This is a genomic window from Pseudoalteromonas sp. Z1A8, from assembly GCF_011378855.1.
GTDB lineage: Bacteria > Pseudomonadota > Gammaproteobacteria > Enterobacterales > Alteromonadaceae > Pseudoalteromonas.
Window position 1 is genome coordinate 35,338 of the sequence record NZ_WTLB01000030.1, and the last position, 20,522, is coordinate 55,859.

Below are 20,522 nucleotides of genomic sequence, written 5' to 3' on the forward strand. Positions count from 1 at the left end.
CTTAAACAACTTTAAAGAGCGGGCTCATTTTCTAACGGAATAGCCAACATATACAACAATTGCAATAATGATCCTTCACAAATAGCCGCTTGTGCTTGCTCAACTACTTTAGGCTTGCCATGTACTGCTACACCTAAACCTGCTTTTGCCATCATGATTAAATCATTTGCGCCATCACCAATAGCAACTGTTTGCGACTTTTCAAGCTCTAGCTTTTGTTGGAGAGACTCTAAAATAATTGCTTTTTGCTGTGCATCTACAATTGTACCTAGTACTTTTCCTGTTAGTTTATCGTCTTTAAATTCAAGTACATTAGCGTGTACTTCATCTAAATTAATAAGCTCTTGAACGCGCTCTGCAAACGGTACAAAACCACCTGATGCAATTGCTAAATACCAATTATGTTGCTTTAAAATTTGGCACAGTGCTTTAATACCAGGCATTAAAGGCAATACACCTTTTAGCTCTTCAATTAAACTTTTTTCAATACCCGCAAGCTTGGCTACGCGCTGATTTAAACTCTCGCTAAAATCAAGTTTACCCGCCATTGCAAGAGCGGTTACAGAAGCAACTTCATCGTATACATCCGCAAGACGTGCTATTTCATCAATGCACTCAATGGTTATTGCAGTTGAATCCATATCCATAACCAATAAACCAGGCTCATATAAATTAGGCGGTGTAGCAACTTGCACTAATTGGCAATCAAGCGTGTTTGAAAACTCTTGTAACACGAGCGGGTTTATAGCTTGATCGCAGTTTTGCGTGTAAAAACATAGTGCTGGAGATAACCCTAAATCTGGTTGGTATTGGCATATGGCGGTTACTGTTTGGTTATGCGTAGCTAAAAAGTCGATAATATTTATAGTATGTTTTTCTTCAAAATCACCTGCAAACGCGATGCTAAATAACCCCAATGCTTTGTTTGGGATATGATCGAGAGGGGTAAATACACCTCCACTATAACTAAACCATGTATTTAGAGTTAAGCGTTGTAATGGTTGCTCAGCAGTTGGCTGTGCCATGTTGATTTGCGACATGGGATCTCCGTGTTTGTTTTTATTTTCCTGATAGTTGGCATATCAAAATGGGTATTCTCAACACTAAATTCGCCATCAGGTGGGGTTTAAGGTTATAGTTAGTGTAGTTGTAACATCAAATCAAAATGCTGTCAGCAGCATAAACGGTGACTATGAAAAATAACCATATTAAAAACCCTATATCCGCATCTCAAAGAAAGCGACTTGTTCGCTTAATACTTGCGGCTGGCTGTTTTGTATTACTAAGCTGGGTAGGTGTTAATAGTAGTTTTCAGAGTCATCAGTTACTTTATGATAGTGCAGACAGCACCGCAAAAAGCCTCACTCAATTTATGGCTTTGAATGTAAAAACGCCGCTTATTGAAAAAAACAAACCACAACTCAATGCCATTTGTAACGATATAAGCAAAGATGAGTTTGTGCTTTCGGCGACTATTTACGATCAACAGGGTATTTTATTAGCCAGTAGCGATAATTGGCAGTCGCACCATGTTTATGGTCAGCTTTCTGACTCTACGCCTGGGATAAGCAAATTAAAAACGCCTTTTATGGAGCCGGTAATAAGCGATGACGACCGCCCTATTGGCTTTGTGTCGGTTACTTATTTAACTCGCGCTGCGATATCCGATAGCCATAATCATTTTCATGATTTAGGTAGGCAGGTTTTATTAATGCTAGTGATTGCCTGTATTTTTACGTGGCAATTAGGCCGAGGGTTAAAACGCTGGCAGGTAAATCGCTATATGCAAAAAACATCTGAGCAAGAATCATAAAGCTGTTTGGCAAGTACATCTCTATCACTGTATGGCTTTAAATCACATAACGCGTTAAACACACTAGGTATATGCAATGGCGTGTTAACTTCACCTTGATGACCGCTTAACGGCATTGAAGGTGAGTCTGTTTCAAGTACTAGGTGCTCTGGCTCAATAGCAGCAATAACAGCACGTGTTTTAGCTGCCCGCTCATACGTAATAACACCGCCTACACCAAGCTTAAAACCGTGTTTAATATAATACTGCGCTTGTTGAAGTGAGCCCGAAAAGGCATGAATCACTCCCCCGTTTTTTGGCCTACAACGTTTAAAAGATTGCGAAATTAAATCATGGCTTTGTCTGTGGTGAACAATAAGCGGTAAATTAAGCTCATTCGAAAGCGCTATTTGCTGCTCAAATAAATAAGTTTGTTTAGGAAGGTTTTCAATACTTCGATCAAGTCCACACTCTCCAATAGCTACCAGTTGGCGCTTATTTGTAGTTGCGAACTCAAAAAGCGCTTTTATGTGCGATTCTTCATGTTGATCTAAAAAGTAAGGATGCAGCCCTGCGGCTATTTTTATACTTGGGTAGGTTGCTTTGAGCTCTATGAGGGCATGCGATTGAGCAAGCGTTATACCAGGCACAACGAACTGATTAACTCCCTTTGCTACACACTCGTTTATGAGTGATTCACGATTCGAATCAAACTCACTAAAGTCGAGATGGCAATGAGAGTCAATAAATTGCACGGTTACTTACTCATCTATTTATTAAGGATTTAAGCGTGTAATTTGCCAGCTGTTATCAGCTTGGCGTTGATACATAAAGCGGTCGTGCAAGCGATGCGCTCCGCCTTGCCAAAACTCAATTTTAGTGGGGACTACGCAGTAACCACCCCAAAAATCAGGAAGTGGAATTTCACCTTTAGAAAACTTGTTTTTCATGTTGGCAAAGGTTTCCATCAACACTTTACGCGACGATATAGGCCGACTTTGCGCTGATGCCCACGCTGCTAATTGGCTTTCTTTAGGGCGCGATAAAAAGTACTTTGCAACGGCTGATGTCGGTAATGGTTTAGCCTCGCCATACACAATAACCTGGCGCTCCATATGATGCCACGGAAAGTGCAAGGAAATTTTGTTATTGCCTTTAAGCTCTTGGGCTTTACGCGAGCCTGTATTGGTAAAAAAGACAAAACCGTCATCATCCAAATGCTTTAAAAGCACAATACGCTGTGAAGGTTGACCACTTTCATCAACAGTTGCTACAACCATTGCTGTTGGATCGGGTAACTGGCTTGCTACCGCATGCTCAAGCCAAGTTTCAAACTGCTTAAACGGATCATCTTGCAAGTTATCTTCGCTTAACGCGTCTTGCAGGTATTCACGGCGGATATCTTCGAGTTTCATAACAAGTCCTTTAAATAAAGCCTAGAAAAGAGCTTAGAGTAGCGAGCTTAAAACATTAGATGTTGAGTAATAACAAATATTAAGATTCAGGTATATCAATAGCAAGAAGCATAGAGTCTCAAGTGTATCGTTGGGTTTCGTTTCACTCTACCCAACCTACAATGTAAAACATTACTTCTGCAAGTGTAGGAGTGCTAGCAAGGCGGTAAAACTATTTATGCCAAGGAGCATACATTTAGTATGTGACTTAGGCTAAATAGTTTTACCAACGCAGCTAAAGCGAACTACACAACTCAGATATCTGCAAGTGTAGAAGTGCTGACAAGACGGAGTGCTTTTTTATGCCAAGGAGCATACATTTAGTATGTGACTTAGGCTAAAAAAGCACGACAACGCAGTCAAAGCGAACTACACGCAGCAGAAGGTTCACCTAAGTAGTTTAGCCTAAGTAGTTTAGCCTAAGACAAGGCATCCAACCCTACTTATCCCTATGAGCATACGGTTTGTATGTGATTAGGGTAAGTCGGGGTGGATAACGCAGTATTAGGTTAAAATACGACGGTGATTACATTTGTTCCATGACTTCAATGCCTAACAAATCCAATCCCGTTTCTAATGTTTTAGAAACCAAATTACACAGCACTAAACGGCTATCACGTACACTTGGCTCTACGCCTTCTTTAAGTACTGGGCAGGCTTCATAAAATGTCATGTATAAACTTGCTAGCTCATATAAGTAACCACATAGTACGTGCGGTGTTGCTTCATTGATCATTAAATCAAGGACCTCTTCAAGCTGTAGTAGCTTAAGTGCAAGTGCTTTTTCTTGAGGTTCAACAATTGCTACGTCTGAATTTAACGTAGTTGCATCAACGCCTGACTTACGGAAAATACTACGTATACGTGTATAAGCATATTGTAAGTAAGGAGCGGTTGCGCCTTCAAAGCTTAGCATGCTGTCCCAGTTGAAAATGTAATCGCTGGTACGGTGCTTAGAAAGGTCAGCGTATTTAACTGCGCCAATACCTACTTTACGGGCAATTTCGCTGCGCTCGCTATCACTTAAGTCAGACTCGCGTTCAGCTAATTTAGTTGCTGCGCGGTTAATTGACTCTTCTAATAAGTCAGCAAGTTTTACAGTGCCACCAGTACGTGTTTTAAATGGTTTGTTATCGGCGCCCATCATGGTGCCAAATGGGCAAAACTCGTAACTTGTTTCGTCTCTTAATAAACCTGCTTTACGCGCTGTTAGCTCTACTTGAGTAAAATGCAGGTTTTGACGTGCATCAACAAAAATTAAGATACGATCAGCACCTAGTTTATTTGAGCGATAATCACATGCAGCTAAATCGGTTGTTGCATATAAAAAGCCACCGCCAGATTTTTGTACGATAAACGCAGATGGTTCGCCATCTTTATTTGCCAGCTCATCTAAAAATACAACTTGTGCACCTTGCGACTCTACTGCAATGTTTTTATCTTTAAGCAGGCTAATTATATCTTTAAGCTCAGCGTTGTATGCGCTTTCAGCCATAATATCGGCTTGGGTAAGCGTTACATTTAAACGTTTGTATACTTCTTCAGAGTGCTTAACTGAGGTGGCTATAAATAGTTTCCAAAGTTTTTCACAGTGTGCGTCGCCGCCTTGTAGTTTAACAACGTAATTACGGGCTTTATCTGCAAATCCTTCTTCGTCATCAAAGCGTTTTTTAGCATCGCGGTAAAAAGTTTCTAAATCGGCAAGTGCAACAGTATCTAAATCTACACCTTGGCTAATTTGATCCTCTAAATGCGCGATTAACATACCAAATTGCGTGCCCCAATCACCCATGTGATTTTGACGTACTACTGTGTCGCCTCTAAATTCCAGCGCACGTACAATTGAGTCACCAATAATAGTTGAACGTAAGTGACCTACGTGCATTTCTTTAGCAAGGTTTGGTGATGAGTAATCAACCACTACTTTTTGTGGGTTAGCGTGCTCGTTTACAGCAAGCTTTGCATCGCTATTAGCTGCTTTAACGCTTTGCGCTAAAAACTCAGGCTTTAAGTGAATATTAATAAAACCAGGGCCTGCGATTTCAGTTTTTTCTGCGATATCGCTTACATCAAGGTTATCTATAATTTTTTGCGCAAGCTCTCGTGGGTTGCTTTTCATTTTTTTAGCTGCGCCCATTGCTGCATTAATTTGGTAATCACCAAACTGTGGGCGTGTGCTTTGCGTTACTGCTGGGTTTGTGTCTTCAGGTAAGCCTGCGCCAGCCATAGCTGCAATAGCTTTTTCGATTAAAATAGTACGAATATTCATGTTTTTACCTTTATAAGCCCACCAAAGCAGGCTTTCTTTTAATTCTTTGAATGAGTTCTAGTTTTCGCGTGTATGGTTAAACGTTACTTCTGGGTAGCGCTCTACCGATAAGTTAAGGTTTACACGGCTCGGCGCTATGTAAGTTAAGTTATCGCCACCATCAAGTGCTAAATTGCTTTCGCACTTACGTTTAAATTCTTCAAACTTTTTAACATCACTGCTTTCTACCCAGCGTGCTGTATTTACGTTTATACCTTCGTAAATAGCATCTACGTTATATTCAGCTTTTAAACGTGCTACAACCACATCAAACTGAAGTACACCTACTGCGCCTACAATTAAATCGTTGTTTATAAGCGGTCTAAATACCTGCACAGCACCCTCTTCTGAAAGCTGTACTAAGCCTTTTAATAATTGCTTTTGCTTAAGCGGATCGCGTAAGCGAATACGGCGGAACAACTCAGGGGCAAAGTTTGGAATACCACTAAATTTAAGTTTTTCGCCTTGGGTAAATGTATCACCAATTTGAATTGTACCGTGGTTATGTAAACCAATAATATCGCCAGCGTAAGCATCTTCTGCTCGCTCACGATCGCCCGCCATAAAGGTTACCGCATCAGAAATACTCACTTGCTTACCAATACGCACGTGATTCATCTTCATGCCTTGGCTGTACTTACCCGATACAATACGCATAAATGCAATACGGTCACGGTGCTTCGGATCCATGTTTGCCTGAATTTTAAATACAAAACCGGTAAAGTTTTCTTCAGTTGCAACAACAAGTCTGTCTTCTGTTTCGCGCGGTAATGGCGTTGGTGCCCATTTAGTTAAACCATCTAAAACGTGGTCAACACCAAAGTTACCCAGTGCAGTACCGTAATAAACAGGCGAAAGCTTACCGGCTAAAAACAGCTCTAAATCAAATTCGTTTGATGCACCAATAACAAGCTCAAGTTCATCGCGTAATTGCGCAGCTAAGTCTTCGCCAATAGCGATATCTAGCTCTGGATTATCAAGCCCTTTAATAGTGCGAACTTCTTGAATTTTATGACCTTGACCTGTTTTATATAAAACAGCTTCGTCATTATGAATGTGGTAAACACCTTTAAACTCTTTACCACAGCCAATTGGCCAAGTGATGGGCGCACAGGCAATATTAAGCTCTGTTTCAACTTCGTCCAATACTTCCATTGGGTCGCGTATTTCACGGTCACACTTATTCATAAACGTAACAATTGGCGTTGTACGCAGGCGTGTAACTTCCATGAGCTTACGGGTACGATCTTCTACACCCTTTGCCGCATCAATAACCATTAAGCACGAATCTACCGCTGTTAGCGTGCGGTAAGTATCTTCCGAGAAGTCTTCGTGTCCTGGCGTATCAAGTAAATTAACAAGCGCATTGTTATACGGAAATTGCATTACCGAGGTAGTAACCGATATACCACGCTCTTTTTCCATTTCCATCCAGTCAGATTTTGCATGCTGGTTAGAGCCACGACCTTTTACAGTACCGGCTCTTTGAATAGCTTGTCCGAACAACAATACTTTTTCGGTGATAGTTGTTTTACCAGCATCCGGGTGAGAGATGATAGCAAAAGTCCTTCGCTTGCTGATTTCATTGATAATAGTTTGGTCTGCCATTAATAAATTCTTTTAGTTTGATGCGGGGTTGAATGCATTTAAATAAGCGCTTGCGAGTAAACCCGTAATGTTGATCGTAATTAGCTACTATTTTCGCTGATTTTAACGTTATAAACAGCTGATAATAAAACGCCAATAGCTAATTTTTTAATAATGGCAATTGTAACAGGAGTCGGTATAAAAGTGTGCTATCTAACTTAAAAATATCTTAGCTTTGTAATGAAGAGATATGAATAGAAATATTTGAAATATGGTCAGCAATTAAATTACAGACCATTTTATAATTGCTTAAGCGATGATTCGTTGCTTTTTAAGCTTATTTTCACCGAGGAATTTATATAAGTATTTTATTTCAAAACCTTAGATAAATTAGACTTACCAGTTAGCACATACTCGACTCTAAATTAATAATTACTTAGCGCTCACCTAACACTTCAAAATCGTCACTTTTTAACTTTGCTTTTCCATCGGCTGCAACAACCCAATGCTCGCGATGAACAACACCGTGTGCTTGATTCATTGTCCATTTAGCTGATAAAACATAACCATCTTCACCAAGCTTTTCCCATGTTACATCAGTGTATTGCACATTTTTAAAGCCTTGATCCATGATCCCTTGCCAAAAGCTTTCTATCGCAGCCTCTCCATTAAACACACCAAATGGGCGTGCATGCATTTCACAATCAGAAAAATACTGTTGCGCGCAGCCTTTTGCATCTTGGCTATTAAATGCATGCTGCCAATCCGCTATCCCTTGTTTGCATTTTTGAAGTACTAATTCGCTATTCATAGATCACCTGTAGTTAATAAATTACGCTTATATTAGTCATATCTTTTAATACTAAAAACAAAGATAATAAAAAATACAGTTTAGAAAAACAGAACAATAAACATGAGTAAATTTAAACAAATGTCGGTGTTTGCAAATATTGTTGAGGCAGGTTCTATATCTGCCGCAGCTGATAAACTTAATGTTTCTAAATCGGTAGTAAGCCAGCATTTAAAAGCGTTAGAACTAGAGCTTGGGGTAACCCTTTTAAAACGCACAACGCGTAGGCAAGCATTAACGCCAACCGGCGAGCTGTTTTACATACAATGTAAAGAATTAAATAATATCGCGACTACGGCATGGGATACCGTAAAAACTCAACAAGCAGAGCCTACTGGTAATATAAAGATAACCGCTCCGAATGCATTAATGGAAACGCTTATTACCCCTGTTATTGCTAACTTAATGACTCAATACCCCAAATTAACGCCAGAGCTTGTAAGTGCCGATCAGCATATAGATTTTTTAGATCATAATATTGATCTCGCTATTCGAGTAGGTCCCTCAAAAGACAGCGCCCTAAAACAAAAGCGCATAGGTAGCTTTACCGACAGGCTGTGTATAAAAACGGGAGTAATTAAAAACCCTAAACAACTAGAGTCTGAAATATTAAATAAAACACCTTACATCGCTAACACTTGGCAAGGGTTAAATATAGATCACACTTTTAAAAATGAACATGGGGAAGCACTTCACTTCAGTACCCAAGCTCGCTGCCTTGCAAACTCGTTCCATAGTTGTTTATCGCTTATAAAAGCAGGAGCTGGAATGGGTCTGGTACCTGATTTTTACTTAAACTTGGTAAAGCCTTCACTTGAGGTAATTAACCCCGATTACTCACTTAGTAGTAAAAGTATTTATGCATTAACGCCCTACACGCGCAACATGCCAATCTCTGTAAAAATATGCATTGATGAAATAACAAAGCACTTAAACAAACTTACAACTTAAGTTTAATAAGCGTTACAGCACTTTTTTAAATATATAAGGCATAAAAAATTACTTTTATATGTATAAATATTGTAAATTTTATTCAAGCACTAAAATACTATTTTAATAATACGTAACTTATTAAATTAAAATAACTTAACTATACAAATAAGCAGCTATTTTTAGCCAAATACCACACAATTAATGGTTACATTTCAGCCATCAAGACCGCTATAAGCTTGTTTAATAAAGTCGTAACGCATATTATTGATAGATTGCATGGAGGATAAGTAGTTTGGTCATGAAAACCAGTAAGTTAAGTATTAGATTATTATGGTATATAACACCCCTTGTTATTCTACCGTTGCTATTTTTAGGTGGCTTTACGCTCACCAATGTAACTAATTCAACCCAAAAACAAGCTGATTTAATAATGAGCCGTTTTGTTGAGCAGCAACAGCAAAAAATATTTAACTACATCGACTCTTTTCACTCTACTGCAAAGCTACTTTCAACATCTCCGGTACTCAGTGACTTTTTAGCAAATGACGTTCGCGCAAATGGAAATTACACGCGAAAACTTGGCGCACTAATGGATGTATTTGCCAGCTACAGTGAAGCCTATCCGGATATAATTAGTATTAATTTAGTCTCTGCCAGCGGGAAAAGTGACGCTTATTATTCTAACAACTTAACCACAGCCCCAAAAAGCTATCCATTTTTTAATCAAGTATTGCAAAGTAATTTAAGTAAACAGCAGTTTATGATTCAAAAAGATGATGGCACTACGAGTTTATATTTTATTCAACGAATTTATAGCGTTGATTACTACTTAAAGCGCCCACAACAGCTTGGGTTTATTGTAATGCATGTAGAGCCTTCAATACTTAACTCCAGTATTTTAGAAGCCCCGTATAACAACACACTTAATTTAATGCTGACCAAAGACGGTAAGATTTTATTTAGCTCTGACTACAACATGCGCGGCCAATATATAAGCGAATACGAACTCAACCAAATCCACGACTTAGCTGATATTGGCATGCTTTCGACCATTGAGCTCTCAAGCATAGATAAAATTGAGAGAATGATTTTTGCAGTGCAAATGCCTGGTGGATATTATTACGTATCGACCATTCCAAAAGGAGTGCTTTATCAATCAGGTAAAGCCATAAGTTTAATAACAGGCTTAATTGTTATTATTTCGGTGATCACCCTGCCTATATTAATTTTTGTAGTGGTACGTAATTTATTACTTAACCCAATTGAGTTACTAGGTGCTGCAAGCCACCGCGTGGGTGACGGTGATTTATCGGTGCACTTACCAGCTCATACAAATGATGAAGTGGGTGTTTTATTTAACGACTTTAACCACATGGTTAATCAAATAAGACACTACCAGCAGCAGCTTGAAGAATATAAGCACCATCTTGAAGATAAAGTAGAAAGCCGTACCCAAGCACTTGAAGCTATGAACAGCCAACTTGAGTTAGCTATTGGCCAAGCTGAGCAAGCCAATCAACTTAAGAGCCGCTTTTTAGCTAACATGAGCCACGAAATACGCACGCCGCTCACGGCTATTATGGGCTTTACAGAGCAGTTACTACACAACGATAAAGTAACTAACGATAAGCAACACCTAAGCACTATTTTACGTAATTCAAAACACTTACTAGAGCTAATAAATAACATACTCGATTTATCAAAAATCGAAGCCGAAAAGCTAGCTGTTGATTTGTCAGCGTTAAACGTAGTGCAGCTTGTGCACGACATTGAATCAATTATTCAACCACTGGCACAAGAAAAGCAATTAACCCTTAATATAGACTATCAACTGCCGCTACCTCGCACCATTTATAGTGATGTGACCCGCTTAAAACAAATACTTATAAACATTGCTAATAACGCGGTTAAATTCACTGAAAATGGCAGTGTATCTATTTGTGTGCATTATTTGGAAGCGAGTCAAAAACTTGAGTTTGTAATCAAAGATACCGGTATTGGTATGTCTGAGCATCAAATAGAACGTGTATTTAAACCGTTTGAACAAGCCGATGCCACAACCACACGTCGTTTTGGTGGTACAGGTCTTGGGTTGTGTATTTCTAAAAACTTAGCACTGTTACTTGGTGGTGATGTAACTCTTGAAAGTGAAGTGGGTGTTGGTAGCCGTGTTACAATTAGGGTGGCATGTCAGTTATCAGATGATCAACCAATGCTTGAGTTTTTAACACAAGACAGCCAGTTAATACCAGAAAAAGACCCTCTCTTATCGTTTGCGACCAATAGCTTTGACGCCAATATATTAGTGGCTGAGGACAACCCAGATAACCAACTATTAATTAAATTACTACTGCAAACCTGGGGCCTTGAACCTGATATTGCCAGTAATGGCGCGCAAGCCGTAGAAATGGCGCTCGTAAACGACTACCAACTTATTATTATGGATATGCAAATGCCTGTAATGGGCGGCTTAGAAGCGACTAGAATGCTACGCCATGCAGCATACGATGGCCCTATTATTGCCCTTACTGCCAATGTAATGAACCATGACATAGGCACCTACCTAGAAGCGGGTTGTGATAAAGCACTGGCTAAACCCATTGATAAAGATGCACTCGAAAAAGTACTTGTAAGCTATTTACATCTTGAAAAAGACAATCAAAATAAATGGGATAGCTTATTAAAGAGCGAGAAGTTTCAGCAAATAGCTGATAACTATTTAGCAAACTTACCTACATATTTAGAGGACGTTAAAGCTCTGCAACACTCTGATGACTGGGAAGCACTAAGAAGTATAGCGCACAGTATTAAAGGAAGTTCTGGATGCTTTAACTTTGATGAAATTTACCATAGCGCAGCAGCACTTGAAGAGAACTTAAAAAGTAACAATAAAGTACCAAGAGACGAGCTAGTAAATGATTTGATAGTAGCTATTGAGCAAGCTATTAGCGACAAAGAGTCCTAAAAAGCAAACTAGCAAAGCGGTACAAATACAGTGTTTTAGCGGCTCTGTGCTTTAAATATTAATTATCGACTTTAATTATGAAAAGTTTAAACCTAGCGCCATACCCATTAAAATAGCGTCTTCAAAGCCATTTTTAGCAGGGTTATCACTTGGGTAATAGTTTTTACGCACTGACATTTCAGTAAAGCCTGCGTTCTCGTACAGCGCAATAGCACGCGTATTTGATTCACGTACTTCTAAAAATAGGTTTTCAGCATTTTGCTGCTCACCATATTCAATAAACTGCGCTAACAACTGCCTTGCAATACCCTTACCTTGGTGACTTGGCGTTACACAAATATCCATAAGTGTAAAATCAGGCCCTGCTTTTTCACCAATATAAAAACCAATCATGCTCGCCTCATCAAATGCGGCAACATTAAAATAGCGCCCACCTATACATGAACCCATTGTATTTAAAGTCCACGGATGGCTATGACACGCTGTTTCGACGGCCATTAATTGAGATATTGCTGTTTCATCTACTGATTTAAAGTTTATCAAGGTGTTCACTCATTAAAGCCCATAAAGCACGCTTCTCAGAGGCGTTGAGCTGTGGGGTTGGCAATGTAAGCTTATTGTCGTTTAATTGCATCTCACTACCCTGTACAACGCTATTTATAATAATAGGCTTTGCACTGAGTTTAATGTCTGCAAGTAATTGCTCATTGAGCGTTAAAGAACTAGCTATCGCACTTTGCGATAAAGTATTAGCTTGATCATTTATTTTTGGACAATAATGTTGATTGAGTTCAAGATTTTCTATATCAAAAATAGCTGCGTAACGTGGATGCATAACAACTCAGTAGATTAGACATTTGAACAATATAAGAAGTAATAAAAACGATGTAAAGAAGAAATGGCAGGGGCGGAGAGATTCGAACTCCCAACCATCGGTTTTGGAGACCGCTGTTCTACCAATTGGAACTACGCCCCTGCAATGACGACGAATTATAGAGAAGTTTCGCCAAAGGTAAAGAGAAAAATCACTCTTTTAGTTCAACTGCTTTTTAAATAAACAAAACGGCGAATTAGCATGCTAATTCGCCGTTTTTTAATCACTTAAGATTAGTTAATTAAAACTAAAATTAATTATTCCCATTCGATAGTTGCAGGTGGCTTACCTGAAATATCGTAAACAACACGAGAAATACCATCTATTTCGTTAATGATACGGTTAGAAACCACACCTAAAAATTCATACGGTAAATGTGACCAACGCGCAGTCATAAAGTCGATTGTTTCAACACAACGAAGTGATACAACCCAATCGTACTTACGTGCATCGCCCATAACCCCTACCGATTTAACCGGTAAGAATACAGTAAACGCTTGGCTTACTTTATGGTAAAGCTCAGCTTTGTGAAGCTCTTCGATGAAAATCGCATCAGCGCGGCGTAATAAATCACAGTATTCTTTTTTGATTTCGCCAAGTACACGCACACCTAAACCTGGTCCAGGGAAAGGATGACGGTAAAGCATGTCGTACGGTAAACCTAGCTCTAGGCCAATTTTACGTACTTCGTCTTTAAATAACTCACGTAATGGCTCAACAAGGCCCATTTTCATGTCATCTGGTAACCCGCCCACATTGTGGTGAGATTTAATAACATGCGCTTTACCAGTTGCAGATGCCGCTGATTCAATTACATCTGGGTAAATTGTACCTTGCGCTAACCATTTTGCATTTTTAAGCTTTTTGGCTTGCTCATCAAATACATTAATAAACGTATGACCAATGGCTTTACGTTTATCTTCTGGGTCAGACTTACCTGCAAGGTCATTTAAAAACTGCTCTTCAGCTTCAACTTTAACAATGTTTAAGCCAAATTTATTACCAAACATGTCCATTACTTGCTGGCCTTCGTTTAAACGAAGTAAACCATTATCAACAAATACACATGTTAGCCTTTCGCCAATTGCACGGTGAATAAGCATAGCCACAACCGATGAATCAACACCGCCAGAAAGACCTAAAATAACTTCGTCATCGCCAACAGTTTCTTTTATGCGCTCAATTGCATTATCGATAATTTTTGCAGCAGTCCACAATTTTTCACAGCCACAAATATCAATAGCAAAACGCTCTAATAAACGCTGACCTTGATGCGTGTGTGTTACTTCTGGGTGGAACTGTACGCCGTAAAAACGTTTTTCTTCGTTAGACATTGCAGCATGTGGACAAGTAGATGTTTTAGCTGTTGTTGTAAAACCAGCTGGAATATCCATTACTTTGTCGCCATGGCTCATCCATACGTCGAGTATGCCGTTGCCGCCATCGGTAATGCTGTCTTCAATCGCATCAAACAATGCACAGTTACCTGCTTTTTCTACTTGTGCGTAACCAAACTCTTTTTTATCAGAGCTGTGTACACTACCACCTAGTTGAGCTGCCATTGTTTGCATACCGTAGCAAATACCTAGTACAGGCACGCCTGCATTAAATACATACTCTGGAGCGCGCGGGCTGTTTTCAAGTGTTGTTGATTCTGGGCCACCAGAAAGAATAATACCTTGTGGGTTGAACTCGCGGATTTGCTCTTCAGTCACATCCCATGCCCATAGCTCACAGTAAACACCAATTTCGCGGATACGGCGCGCGATTAATTGCGTGTATTGTGAACCAAAGTCTAAAATGAGAATTCGTGAATCGTGAATATCTTTGCTCATGGAGTATCTCGTAAAGTCTGATGCTAAATGTCATTTGTTAATGTAAACGACTAAAAAGAGGGCTTGCAAAGCAAGCCCAGTATATTAAATTAATTACGCTGCTTAACCTAAGCGGTAATTTGGTGCTTCTTTAGTGATTTGCACATCGTGTACGTGCGATTCACCCATACCCGCTGAAGTAACGCGTACAAACTGTGGTTTTGTATTAAGCTCTTCAATTGTTGCACAACCCGTTAAACCCATAGCACTACGTAAGCCGCCCACTTGCTGATGAATAATCGTTGCAATTGGACCTTTGTAAGCTACGCGACCTTCAATACCTTCAGGTACTAACTTGTCTGCTTCGTTTGATTTTTGGAAGTAACGATCTGATGAACCTTCTTTTTGGTCCATCGCACCTAATGAGCCCATACCACGGTAAGACTTGTAGTAACGACCTTGGTATAATTCAACTTCACCTGGTGCTTCTTCTGTACCAGCAAGAAGTGAGCCCACCATTACACACGATGCACCAGCAACAAGTGCCTTAACAATATCGCCAGAAAAACGAATGCCGCCATCAGCAATTACAGGAATGTCGCGACCTTTTAAGCCTTCAACAGCATCTGAAATAGCGGTAATTTGTGGAACGCCACAACCGGTAACAATACGTGTAGTACAGATAGAACCTGGGCCTATACCTACTTTAACTGCATCGGCACCAGCGTCTGCAAGTGCAACCGCACCTTCAGCGGTCGCTACGTTACCAGCAATTATTTGTAAATTTGGGTATTCTTTACGCGTTTTATAAACACGGTCAATAACACCTTGAGAGTGACCATGCGATGTATCGATAAGTAAAACATCAATACCCGCTTCTACTAATGCAGCAATACGCTCATCAGTACCAGCGCCAACACTTACAGCGGCACCTACGCGTAAACGACCTTGGTCGTCTTTACATGCGTCTGGTTTGTCTTGGGCTTTTTGGTAATCTTTTACTGTGATCATGCCTTTAAGTTTAAAAGCGTCATCAACAACAAGGATTTTTTCAATGCGGTGTTCGTGCATTAAGCCTAAAATTTCTTCGCGAGCTGCGCCTTCCTTAACGGTAACAAGCTTTTCTTTTTTAGTCATAACGGTAGAAACAGGCTGTTCAAGCTTCGTTTCAAAACGCATGTCACGGCTAGTTACAATACCAACAAGTACATTGTCGCTATCGGTAACTGGAAAGCCTGAAAAACCTTTTTCGTGTGAAAGCTCAATAGCGTCTGCTATTGTTAAATCGGCAGTCACCGTTACAGGGTATGAAACAATACCTGCTTCGTAGGTTTTAACTTTACGTACGTTTTTCGCTTGTTCTTCAATAGTCATGTTTTTATGAATAAAACCAAGACCACCTTCTTGCGCAAGGGCAATAGCTAAACGAGCTTCTGTAACAGTATCCATAGATGCTGAAATAAGCGGCAAGTTAAGTTTGATACCACGCGTTAAGCGAGTTGAAATATTTGCCGTGTGTGGCAAAACAGTAGAATGACCAGGTACTAAAAGTACGTCATCAAAGGTAAGAGCTTCTTTAGCGATTCTAAGCATTTTGGCAACTTCTCACATGTGGATCTAAGATAAGGAATTGCGGCCAAATTTTAACAGCGTTGTTGCCATGAGTAAATAATATTTCGCAAATATTTATGATAAAGTAGTGCAATAAATAGTTTTAGGTTGTTTTTTATGTTTTCGAAGCCTTCGCAGGCGGTTTACACCGTTTCACGCCTTAATAGAGAAATTCGCACAATCCTTGAGCAAGGTTTTGCATCTTTAGTGCTCACGGGCGAAATTTCTAACTTTATTACCCCAGCATCTGGACATTGGTACTTTTCGTTAAAGGACGATAAAGCACAAATTAAAGCCGCAATGTGGCGAGGTAATAATCGCAACCAAAGCTACAGCCCTGCCAATGGCGCACAAGTAACAGTAAAAGCGCGCGTATCACTTTATGAGCCTCGCGGTGATTACCAGCTTATTGTTGAACATATGGAACCTGCAGGCGAAGGTCAGCTAAAGCAAGAATTCGATGCACTTAAAATGCGCTTAGCCGCCGAAGGACTATTTAGCTCTGTTCACAAACAGCCATTACCCCAAAATATAAACCGTATTGGTGTTATTACTTCAGCGACCGGCGCTGCTATAAAAGATATTTTAACGATACTTAAACGCCGTGCGCCGCAATTAGAAGTCATTATTTACCCTGCCATGGTGCAAGGTAAAGAAGCGCATGTGCATTTAATTAATCAAATAGAGTTGGCCAATGCTCGTGACGAGGTAGACGTACTTATTTTAGGACGCGGCGGCGGTTCACTTGAAGATTTATGGTGTTTTAACCATGAACAGCTTGCGCGTGCTATTTATCAAAGTGAATTACCCATAGTAAGTGCGGTAGGTCACGAAATAGACACAACCATTAGCGACTACGTTGCTGATGTTCGTGCAGCTACTCCATCAGCAGCAGCTGAGCTTGTAAGCCCAAATACGCAAGAGTTACACAACAAAGTAACGCAATTAGTTAATCGCTTGTCTAACGCGTTTAAACACGATATTGCTGACAAACGCGCACTAGCAACGCAGCTACAACATCGCCTTAATTTGTGTCATCCGCGTAACCAACTTAATCAAAAATCACAACGATTGGACGAGCTAAGTATTGCACTGCAACAAGCTATGCGTAACCGTTTATATCAGCAAGAGCGCACGCTTAATAATTTAACACCGCGTTTAATGCGCCAATCACCCGATAAAAAACTCGCTACAGCAAGCCATCAACTTTCGCAATTACAAGCTAGGCTAAACCAAGCTATACAGCATCAGTTACGCCAAGCTAATAATAGCTTAGCATTGCAAGCAAGTAGGTTAGATTCGGTAAGTCCGCTTAATGTTTTAGCGCGCGGTTATAGCATCACTAAAACACAGCAAGGGAAAGTAGTTAAATCTGTGGATCAAATTAAAATAGGCGATGTTTTAATTACAGAGCTCGTTGATGGCTCTATAGAATCACAGGTCATACCTATTACTTAAACTGATACAGTTTAAAGCTCGGTACTTAGCAAGAATTTAAGCTCGCTATCGCTCGATGTGGAGGTAGTGCTTTTAAATTGTTGCCAAAACTCTTGTTTCATCAACTTGTCGCTTAGCTCTCGCCATTGAGCACTGTCAAATGCATCGTTGTCAGCAGGTGCGGCAAGTTCAAATTCGCATATCGTTGTTTTACATTTTGCACTAACAACATCAGGCATAATTACCAAATCAGCTGTTAATAAAAAATCTTGTAATGCCATTTCAGTACGATAAGCCCATTCTTCGTCACGCGTTTGCTTTTCAAATTTTTCACGTAAAATTTGCTCAAAGTCTGATGGCCCCCTCATTTGCTTTAAAACGCTTTTAAGCGTCGCTTTCTGTTCGGCGAGTTGTTGCTTGAGTTGCACAACTTGCTCATCAAGAGGTAAGTCATCAAGCACTTCAGTTTCAGCCGTAATTGGGGCAGTATCATCACTTTGCTCAAAACTAGCGACTTGCTCAGTAACGGCAGGTTCAACATCATCTGCTGTTACTTCATTACTTTTTGTTTGCTCAGCATTAGGCTTTTGCTGGTTTGCATAAACTTGCTGTAAATCAGTAGCCTCTGAATCACTTGAAGCTAAATTAAAATAGCTCCAAGTTAAACCTACACCTGCAATAAACCCAATCCCTAGAGCCAATAAACTATTCTTGTTCATGTTAATTCCTTTTAGTTTAATTACTTTTAATTACTTTTAATTGCTTTGAATTGCTTATAGCATTGCGCTCGTGTGTGATTCGTTTTCAGGCTCAGGATTTGCTAAAAAGTTTTGGTTCATACTTTGCGCCGGACAAGGACAATCCGGTCGACCAATAATTTTAGCAGGTACACCAACCGCAGTCGTATGTGCAGGTACATTACTTAGCACAACAGAGCCTGCACCAATACGTGCGCCCTCGCCTACTTCAATATTACCCAGAACTTTAGCGCCGGCGCCAATTAATACGCCTGCTCTAATTTTAGGATGACGATCGCCCTGCTCATTACCTGTACCGCCAAGCGTTACCGATTGCAGGATTGATACGTTATCTTCAATTACCGCAGTTTCACCAATAACAATACCTGTCGCATGGTCAAACATAATGCCTTTGCCCACTTTACACGCGGGGTGAATATCTACTCCAAACACTTCAGATGTACGGCTTTGAATAAAACGCGCTAACTCTCTGCGATTTTGTTGCCATAAACAATTGGCCAAACGGTGCGCCTGAATAGCATGAAAACCTTTTAGGTTTAACATCACGGTAAGATGCGTTTCTGCTGCGGGGTCTCTATCTTTAACTGCTTTAATATCCTCTGCTACAAAAGACAGCATACGGTCACATTTTACAAATGCCTGATCAAATAACTCACGAATAGTAAATGCAGAGACCACTGCATCAGCTAATTTATTAGCAACAATAAAACTTAATGCCGAACCTAAACAATCATGATTCAAAATGCATGAATACACATGACTTGCTAATAATGGTTCACGTTTTACTACATCGTTAGCTTCGTCGCGAAGCTGTTGCCAAATTGCATGACGCATAATACTGCACTGCCTTAAGTTGATATAAAATAGCCTTTTCCCAAGTCTAACGGATTTAGCCACAAAGGTGTTAATCCCTTAGTTATTTGTTCTGGTTATTAGATATAACTAGCACCCAGAAATGATATTTTAAATACGCACCCACTTTTTAGATTAAGTTATACGACAGTTGCTAAAATTTCCAATACATACTTAAAATATAATAAATTAATAAAAATCAAAAGCTAACAACATATGACAGCTCACCTGTCATATGCCAAAATACATACTGGCGTACAGCTGACGGCGTAAATAACAAAAACAAACGCTAAATTAGCATCATCAACTCAACAAGGATAACGATGATGAAAAACGATGTATTAAATATAAGAAAATTAGGTTACAAATTTTACTTTCAAGATGGCGATAATCAAATAGCGTGTTTTGGTAGCTACTTTACAGGGAAAGAAGAAGTATACGTAAATGATGAACTTATAAGTAATAAGCGTAACCAAAGGATTCACAGTGGCCATCAATTTAATATTGGTGACAATGATTTTAAAGTAATGTTTGAAATGCGTAATATTTTAACTGGCAGGTTAGAGTGCTCACTTTATAAAAATGGCCAATTTATAAAAAGTTATGAACAATCATCATTATTAAATAACCCAAAAACTTCGTTAAAAGTGCTTTTTGGCTGCTTTTTTGGAGGCCTAGTTGGTGGCTACTTGCTAATTATAATTTTAGAATTCTTGATTGGGAAATTTTAAAATGCAACTTAATCCTAAAACAATAAAAGAACTTAGGCAGCAATTTAATTGGACGCAACAGCAACTTGCCGATGCCTGCGATGTAAGCTTGAGAACAATCCAACGGGTAGAAAAAGAAGGCGCGGCATCAAAAGAAACCACAATGGCTTTATGCGCGGTTTTAGAAGTACGCCAGGGTAAATTAATTAAGCTTGATGAAGATACAACACCTCTCAGTGGTGCAACAACTTTAAACAAGCACACTATAACCACGGTGTTAGCATTGTCATCAGTAGTCAGCTTCATATTAGGCATGATAACTGTTTTTTTTATTATGAAATAAGGAGCTGCAGCAATGTTAAAATATGAGTCGAAAGAGCTACGTGGCCACATCACTTTAGTTGTAATAATAAGTGCAATGATACTTTTTGGGTTAGGTGTAAAAATTGGTTCAATACTATATCCAATACCATAAAAAATGCCCCAATATATGGTAACACCGATCAGTTAAGGTATTTTTGATCGGTTGACCGATTTTTTGGTTGCTTCACAATACCCTTATCATCTTTTGATTATG

Annotated in this window: 18 protein-coding genes and 1 tRNA gene; 6 read left to right on the forward strand and 13 right to left on the reverse strand. The window is 39.5% G+C overall.

The window, feature by feature from the left end:
• Positions 1-11: 11 nt before the first annotated feature.
• Positions 12-1,040 (reverse strand): phosphoserine phosphatase SerB, encoded by a 1,029-nt coding sequence (serB, locus tag GQR55_RS12720; protein ID WP_166420899.1) that lies wholly within the window; start codon positions 1,038-1,040, stop codon positions 12-14.
• A 152-nt stretch (positions 1,041-1,192) separates the two neighbouring features.
• Between serB and GQR55_RS12725 the strand changes: the two genes are divergently transcribed.
• Positions 1,193-1,813 (forward strand): AhpA/YtjB family protein, encoded by a 621-nt coding sequence (locus tag GQR55_RS12725; protein WP_166420900.1) that lies wholly within the window; start codon positions 1,193-1,195, stop codon positions 1,811-1,813.
• Here the strand turns inward: GQR55_RS12725 and GQR55_RS12730 are convergent.
• The 5 genes from GQR55_RS12730 to GQR55_RS12750 all read right to left on the reverse strand — a co-directional run bounded on the left by GQR55_RS12730 (position 1,780) and on the right by GQR55_RS12750 (position 7,952).
• Entirely contained in the window at positions 1,780-2,547 is a 768-nt protein-coding gene (locus tag GQR55_RS12730) for a TatD family hydrolase (RefSeq protein WP_166420901.1), read from the reverse strand. The two genes, GQR55_RS12725 and GQR55_RS12730, sit on opposite strands and share 34 nt — an antisense overlap.
• Before the next feature lie 21 nt (positions 2,548-2,568).
• Positions 2,569-3,207 (reverse strand): pyridoxamine 5'-phosphate oxidase, encoded by a 639-nt coding sequence (gene pdxH, locus GQR55_RS12735; RefSeq protein WP_166420902.1) that lies wholly within the window; start codon positions 3,205-3,207, stop codon positions 2,569-2,571.
• Between the two features lie 565 nt (positions 3,208-3,772).
• The gene (gene argS, locus GQR55_RS12740) at positions 3,773-5,515 is read right to left on the reverse strand and encodes an arginine--tRNA ligase (RefSeq protein ID WP_166420903.1); all 1,743 of its coding nucleotides are present in this window, start codon (positions 5,513-5,515) and stop codon (positions 3,773-3,775) included.
• 57 nt (positions 5,516-5,572) lie between these two features.
• Complete coding sequence (gene prfC, locus GQR55_RS12745) at positions 5,573-7,162, reverse strand: peptide chain release factor 3 (protein WP_166420904.1); 1,590 nt, start codon at positions 7,160-7,162, stop codon at positions 5,573-5,575.
• A 415-nt stretch (positions 7,163-7,577) separates the two neighbouring features.
• A complete protein-coding gene (locus GQR55_RS12750) occupies positions 7,578-7,952 on the reverse strand; it encodes an isochorismatase (protein WP_166420905.1) in 375 nt (124 codons plus the stop codon).
• A 102-nt stretch (positions 7,953-8,054) separates the two neighbouring features.
• Between GQR55_RS12750 and GQR55_RS12755 the strand changes: the two genes are divergently transcribed.
• Both GQR55_RS12755 and GQR55_RS12760 read left to right on the forward strand, forming a co-directional pair.
• Positions 8,055-8,942: a LysR family transcriptional regulator gene (locus tag GQR55_RS12755; RefSeq protein ID WP_166420906.1), complete on the forward strand. Its 888-nt coding sequence runs from the start codon at positions 8,055-8,057 to the stop codon at positions 8,940-8,942.
• A gap of 280 nt (positions 8,943-9,222) precedes the next feature.
• Positions 9,223-11,889, forward strand: coding sequence for an ATP-binding protein (locus tag GQR55_RS12760; protein ID WP_166420907.1), 2,667 nt, complete (start codon positions 9,223-9,225; stop codon positions 11,887-11,889).
• Positions 11,890-11,964: 75 nt separating this feature from the next.
• Here the strand turns inward: GQR55_RS12760 and rimI are convergent, their stop codons facing one another.
• The 5 genes from rimI to guaB all read right to left on the reverse strand — a co-directional run bounded on the left by rimI (position 11,965) and on the right by guaB (position 16,170).
• Positions 11,965-12,432, reverse strand: a complete 468-nt coding sequence (gene rimI, locus GQR55_RS12765) for a ribosomal protein S18-alanine N-acetyltransferase (protein ID WP_166420916.1) — start codon at positions 12,430-12,432, stop codon at positions 11,965-11,967.
• Positions 12,419-12,724 (reverse strand): hypothetical protein, encoded by a 306-nt coding sequence (locus GQR55_RS12770; protein WP_166420908.1) that lies wholly within the window; start codon positions 12,722-12,724, stop codon positions 12,419-12,421. Before GQR55_RS12770 ends, rimI begins: the two co-directional genes overlap by 14 nt.
• 64 nt (positions 12,725-12,788) lie before the next feature.
• Positions 12,789-12,865 (reverse strand) — tRNA-Trp (locus GQR55_RS12775).
• A 155-nt stretch (positions 12,866-13,020) separates the two neighbouring features.
• Complete coding sequence (gene guaA, locus GQR55_RS12780; protein WP_166420909.1) at positions 13,021-14,598, reverse strand: glutamine-hydrolyzing GMP synthase; 1,578 nt, start codon at positions 14,596-14,598, stop codon at positions 13,021-13,023.
• Between the two features lie 102 nt (positions 14,599-14,700).
• Positions 14,701-16,170, reverse strand: coding sequence for an IMP dehydrogenase (gene guaB, locus GQR55_RS12785; RefSeq protein ID WP_166420910.1), 1,470 nt, complete (start codon positions 16,168-16,170; stop codon positions 14,701-14,703).
• 135 nt (positions 16,171-16,305) lie between these two features.
• On the opposite strand from guaB, the gene xseA reads away from it, so the two are divergent.
• The gene (xseA, locus tag GQR55_RS12790) at positions 16,306-17,646 is read left to right on the forward strand and encodes an exodeoxyribonuclease VII large subunit (protein ID WP_166420911.1); all 1,341 of its coding nucleotides are present in this window, start codon (positions 16,306-16,308) and stop codon (positions 17,644-17,646) included.
• Positions 17,647-17,657: 11 nt separating this feature from the next.
• Here the strand turns inward: xseA and GQR55_RS12795 are convergent, their stop codons facing one another.
• Positions 17,658-18,344: a hypothetical protein gene (locus GQR55_RS12795; protein ID WP_166420912.1), complete on the reverse strand. Its 687-nt coding sequence runs from the start codon at positions 18,342-18,344 to the stop codon at positions 17,658-17,660.
• 54 nt (positions 18,345-18,398) lie between these two features.
• Complete coding sequence (gene cysE / locus GQR55_RS12800) at positions 18,399-19,217, reverse strand: serine O-acetyltransferase (RefSeq protein ID WP_166420913.1); 819 nt, start codon at positions 19,215-19,217, stop codon at positions 18,399-18,401.
• Between the two features lie 344 nt (positions 19,218-19,561).
• Here cysE and GQR55_RS12805 point away from each other — a divergent pair, with 344 nt between their 5' ends.
• Entirely contained in the window at positions 19,562-19,966 is a 405-nt protein-coding gene (locus GQR55_RS12805) for a hypothetical protein (RefSeq protein ID WP_206012091.1), read from the forward strand.
• Position 19,967: 1 nt separating this feature from the next.
• Positions 19,968-20,288: a helix-turn-helix transcriptional regulator gene (locus GQR55_RS12810; RefSeq protein WP_166420915.1), complete on the forward strand. Its 321-nt coding sequence runs from the start codon at positions 19,968-19,970 to the stop codon at positions 20,286-20,288.
• Positions 20,289-20,522: the final 234 nt, after the last annotated feature.

Coding starts and splice junctions, on each gene's coding strand:
- GQR55_RS12810 (WP_166420915.1), top strand. CDS start 19,968: ATGCAACTTAATCCTAAAACAATAAAAGAACTTAGGCAGCAATTTAAT.
- GQR55_RS12755 (WP_166420906.1), top strand. CDS start 8,055: ATGAGTAAATTTAAACAAATGTCGGTGTTTGCAAATATTGTTGAGGCA.
- GQR55_RS12795 (WP_166420912.1), bottom strand. CDS start 18,344: ATGAACAAGAATAGTTTATTGGCTCTAGGGATTGGGTTTATTGCAGGT.
- guaA (WP_166420909.1), bottom strand. CDS start 14,598: ATGAGCAAAGATATTCACGATTCACGAATTCTCATTTTAGACTTTGGT.
- GQR55_RS12770 (WP_166420908.1), bottom strand. CDS start 12,724: ATGCATCCACGTTACGCAGCTATTTTTGATATAGAAAATCTTGAACTC.
- cysE (WP_166420913.1), bottom strand. CDS start 19,217: ATGCGTCATGCAATTTGGCAACAGCTTCGCGACGAAGCTAACGATGTA.
- serB (WP_166420899.1), bottom strand. CDS start 1,040: ATGTCGCAAATCAACATGGCACAGCCAACTGCTGAGCAACCATTACAA.
- guaB (WP_166420910.1), bottom strand. CDS start 16,170: ATGCTTAGAATCGCTAAAGAAGCTCTTACCTTTGATGACGTACTTTTA.
- pdxH (WP_166420902.1), bottom strand. CDS start 3,207: ATGAAACTCGAAGATATCCGCCGTGAATACCTGCAAGACGCGTTAAGC.
- argS (WP_166420903.1), bottom strand. CDS start 5,515: ATGAATATTCGTACTATTTTAATCGAAAAAGCTATTGCAGCTATGGCT.
- GQR55_RS12805 (WP_206012091.1), top strand. CDS start 19,562: ATGAAAAACGATGTATTAAATATAAGAAAATTAGGTTACAAATTTTAC.
- GQR55_RS12725 (WP_166420900.1), top strand. CDS start 1,193: ATGAAAAATAACCATATTAAAAACCCTATATCCGCATCTCAAAGAAAG.
- GQR55_RS12760 (WP_166420907.1), top strand. CDS start 9,223: ATGAAAACCAGTAAGTTAAGTATTAGATTATTATGGTATATAACACCC.
- GQR55_RS12750 (WP_166420905.1), bottom strand. CDS start 7,952: ATGAATAGCGAATTAGTACTTCAAAAATGCAAACAAGGGATAGCGGAT.
- prfC (WP_166420904.1), bottom strand. CDS start 7,162: ATGGCAGACCAAACTATTATCAATGAAATCAGCAAGCGAAGGACTTTT.
- xseA (WP_166420911.1), top strand. CDS start 16,306: ATGTTTTCGAAGCCTTCGCAGGCGGTTTACACCGTTTCACGCCTTAAT.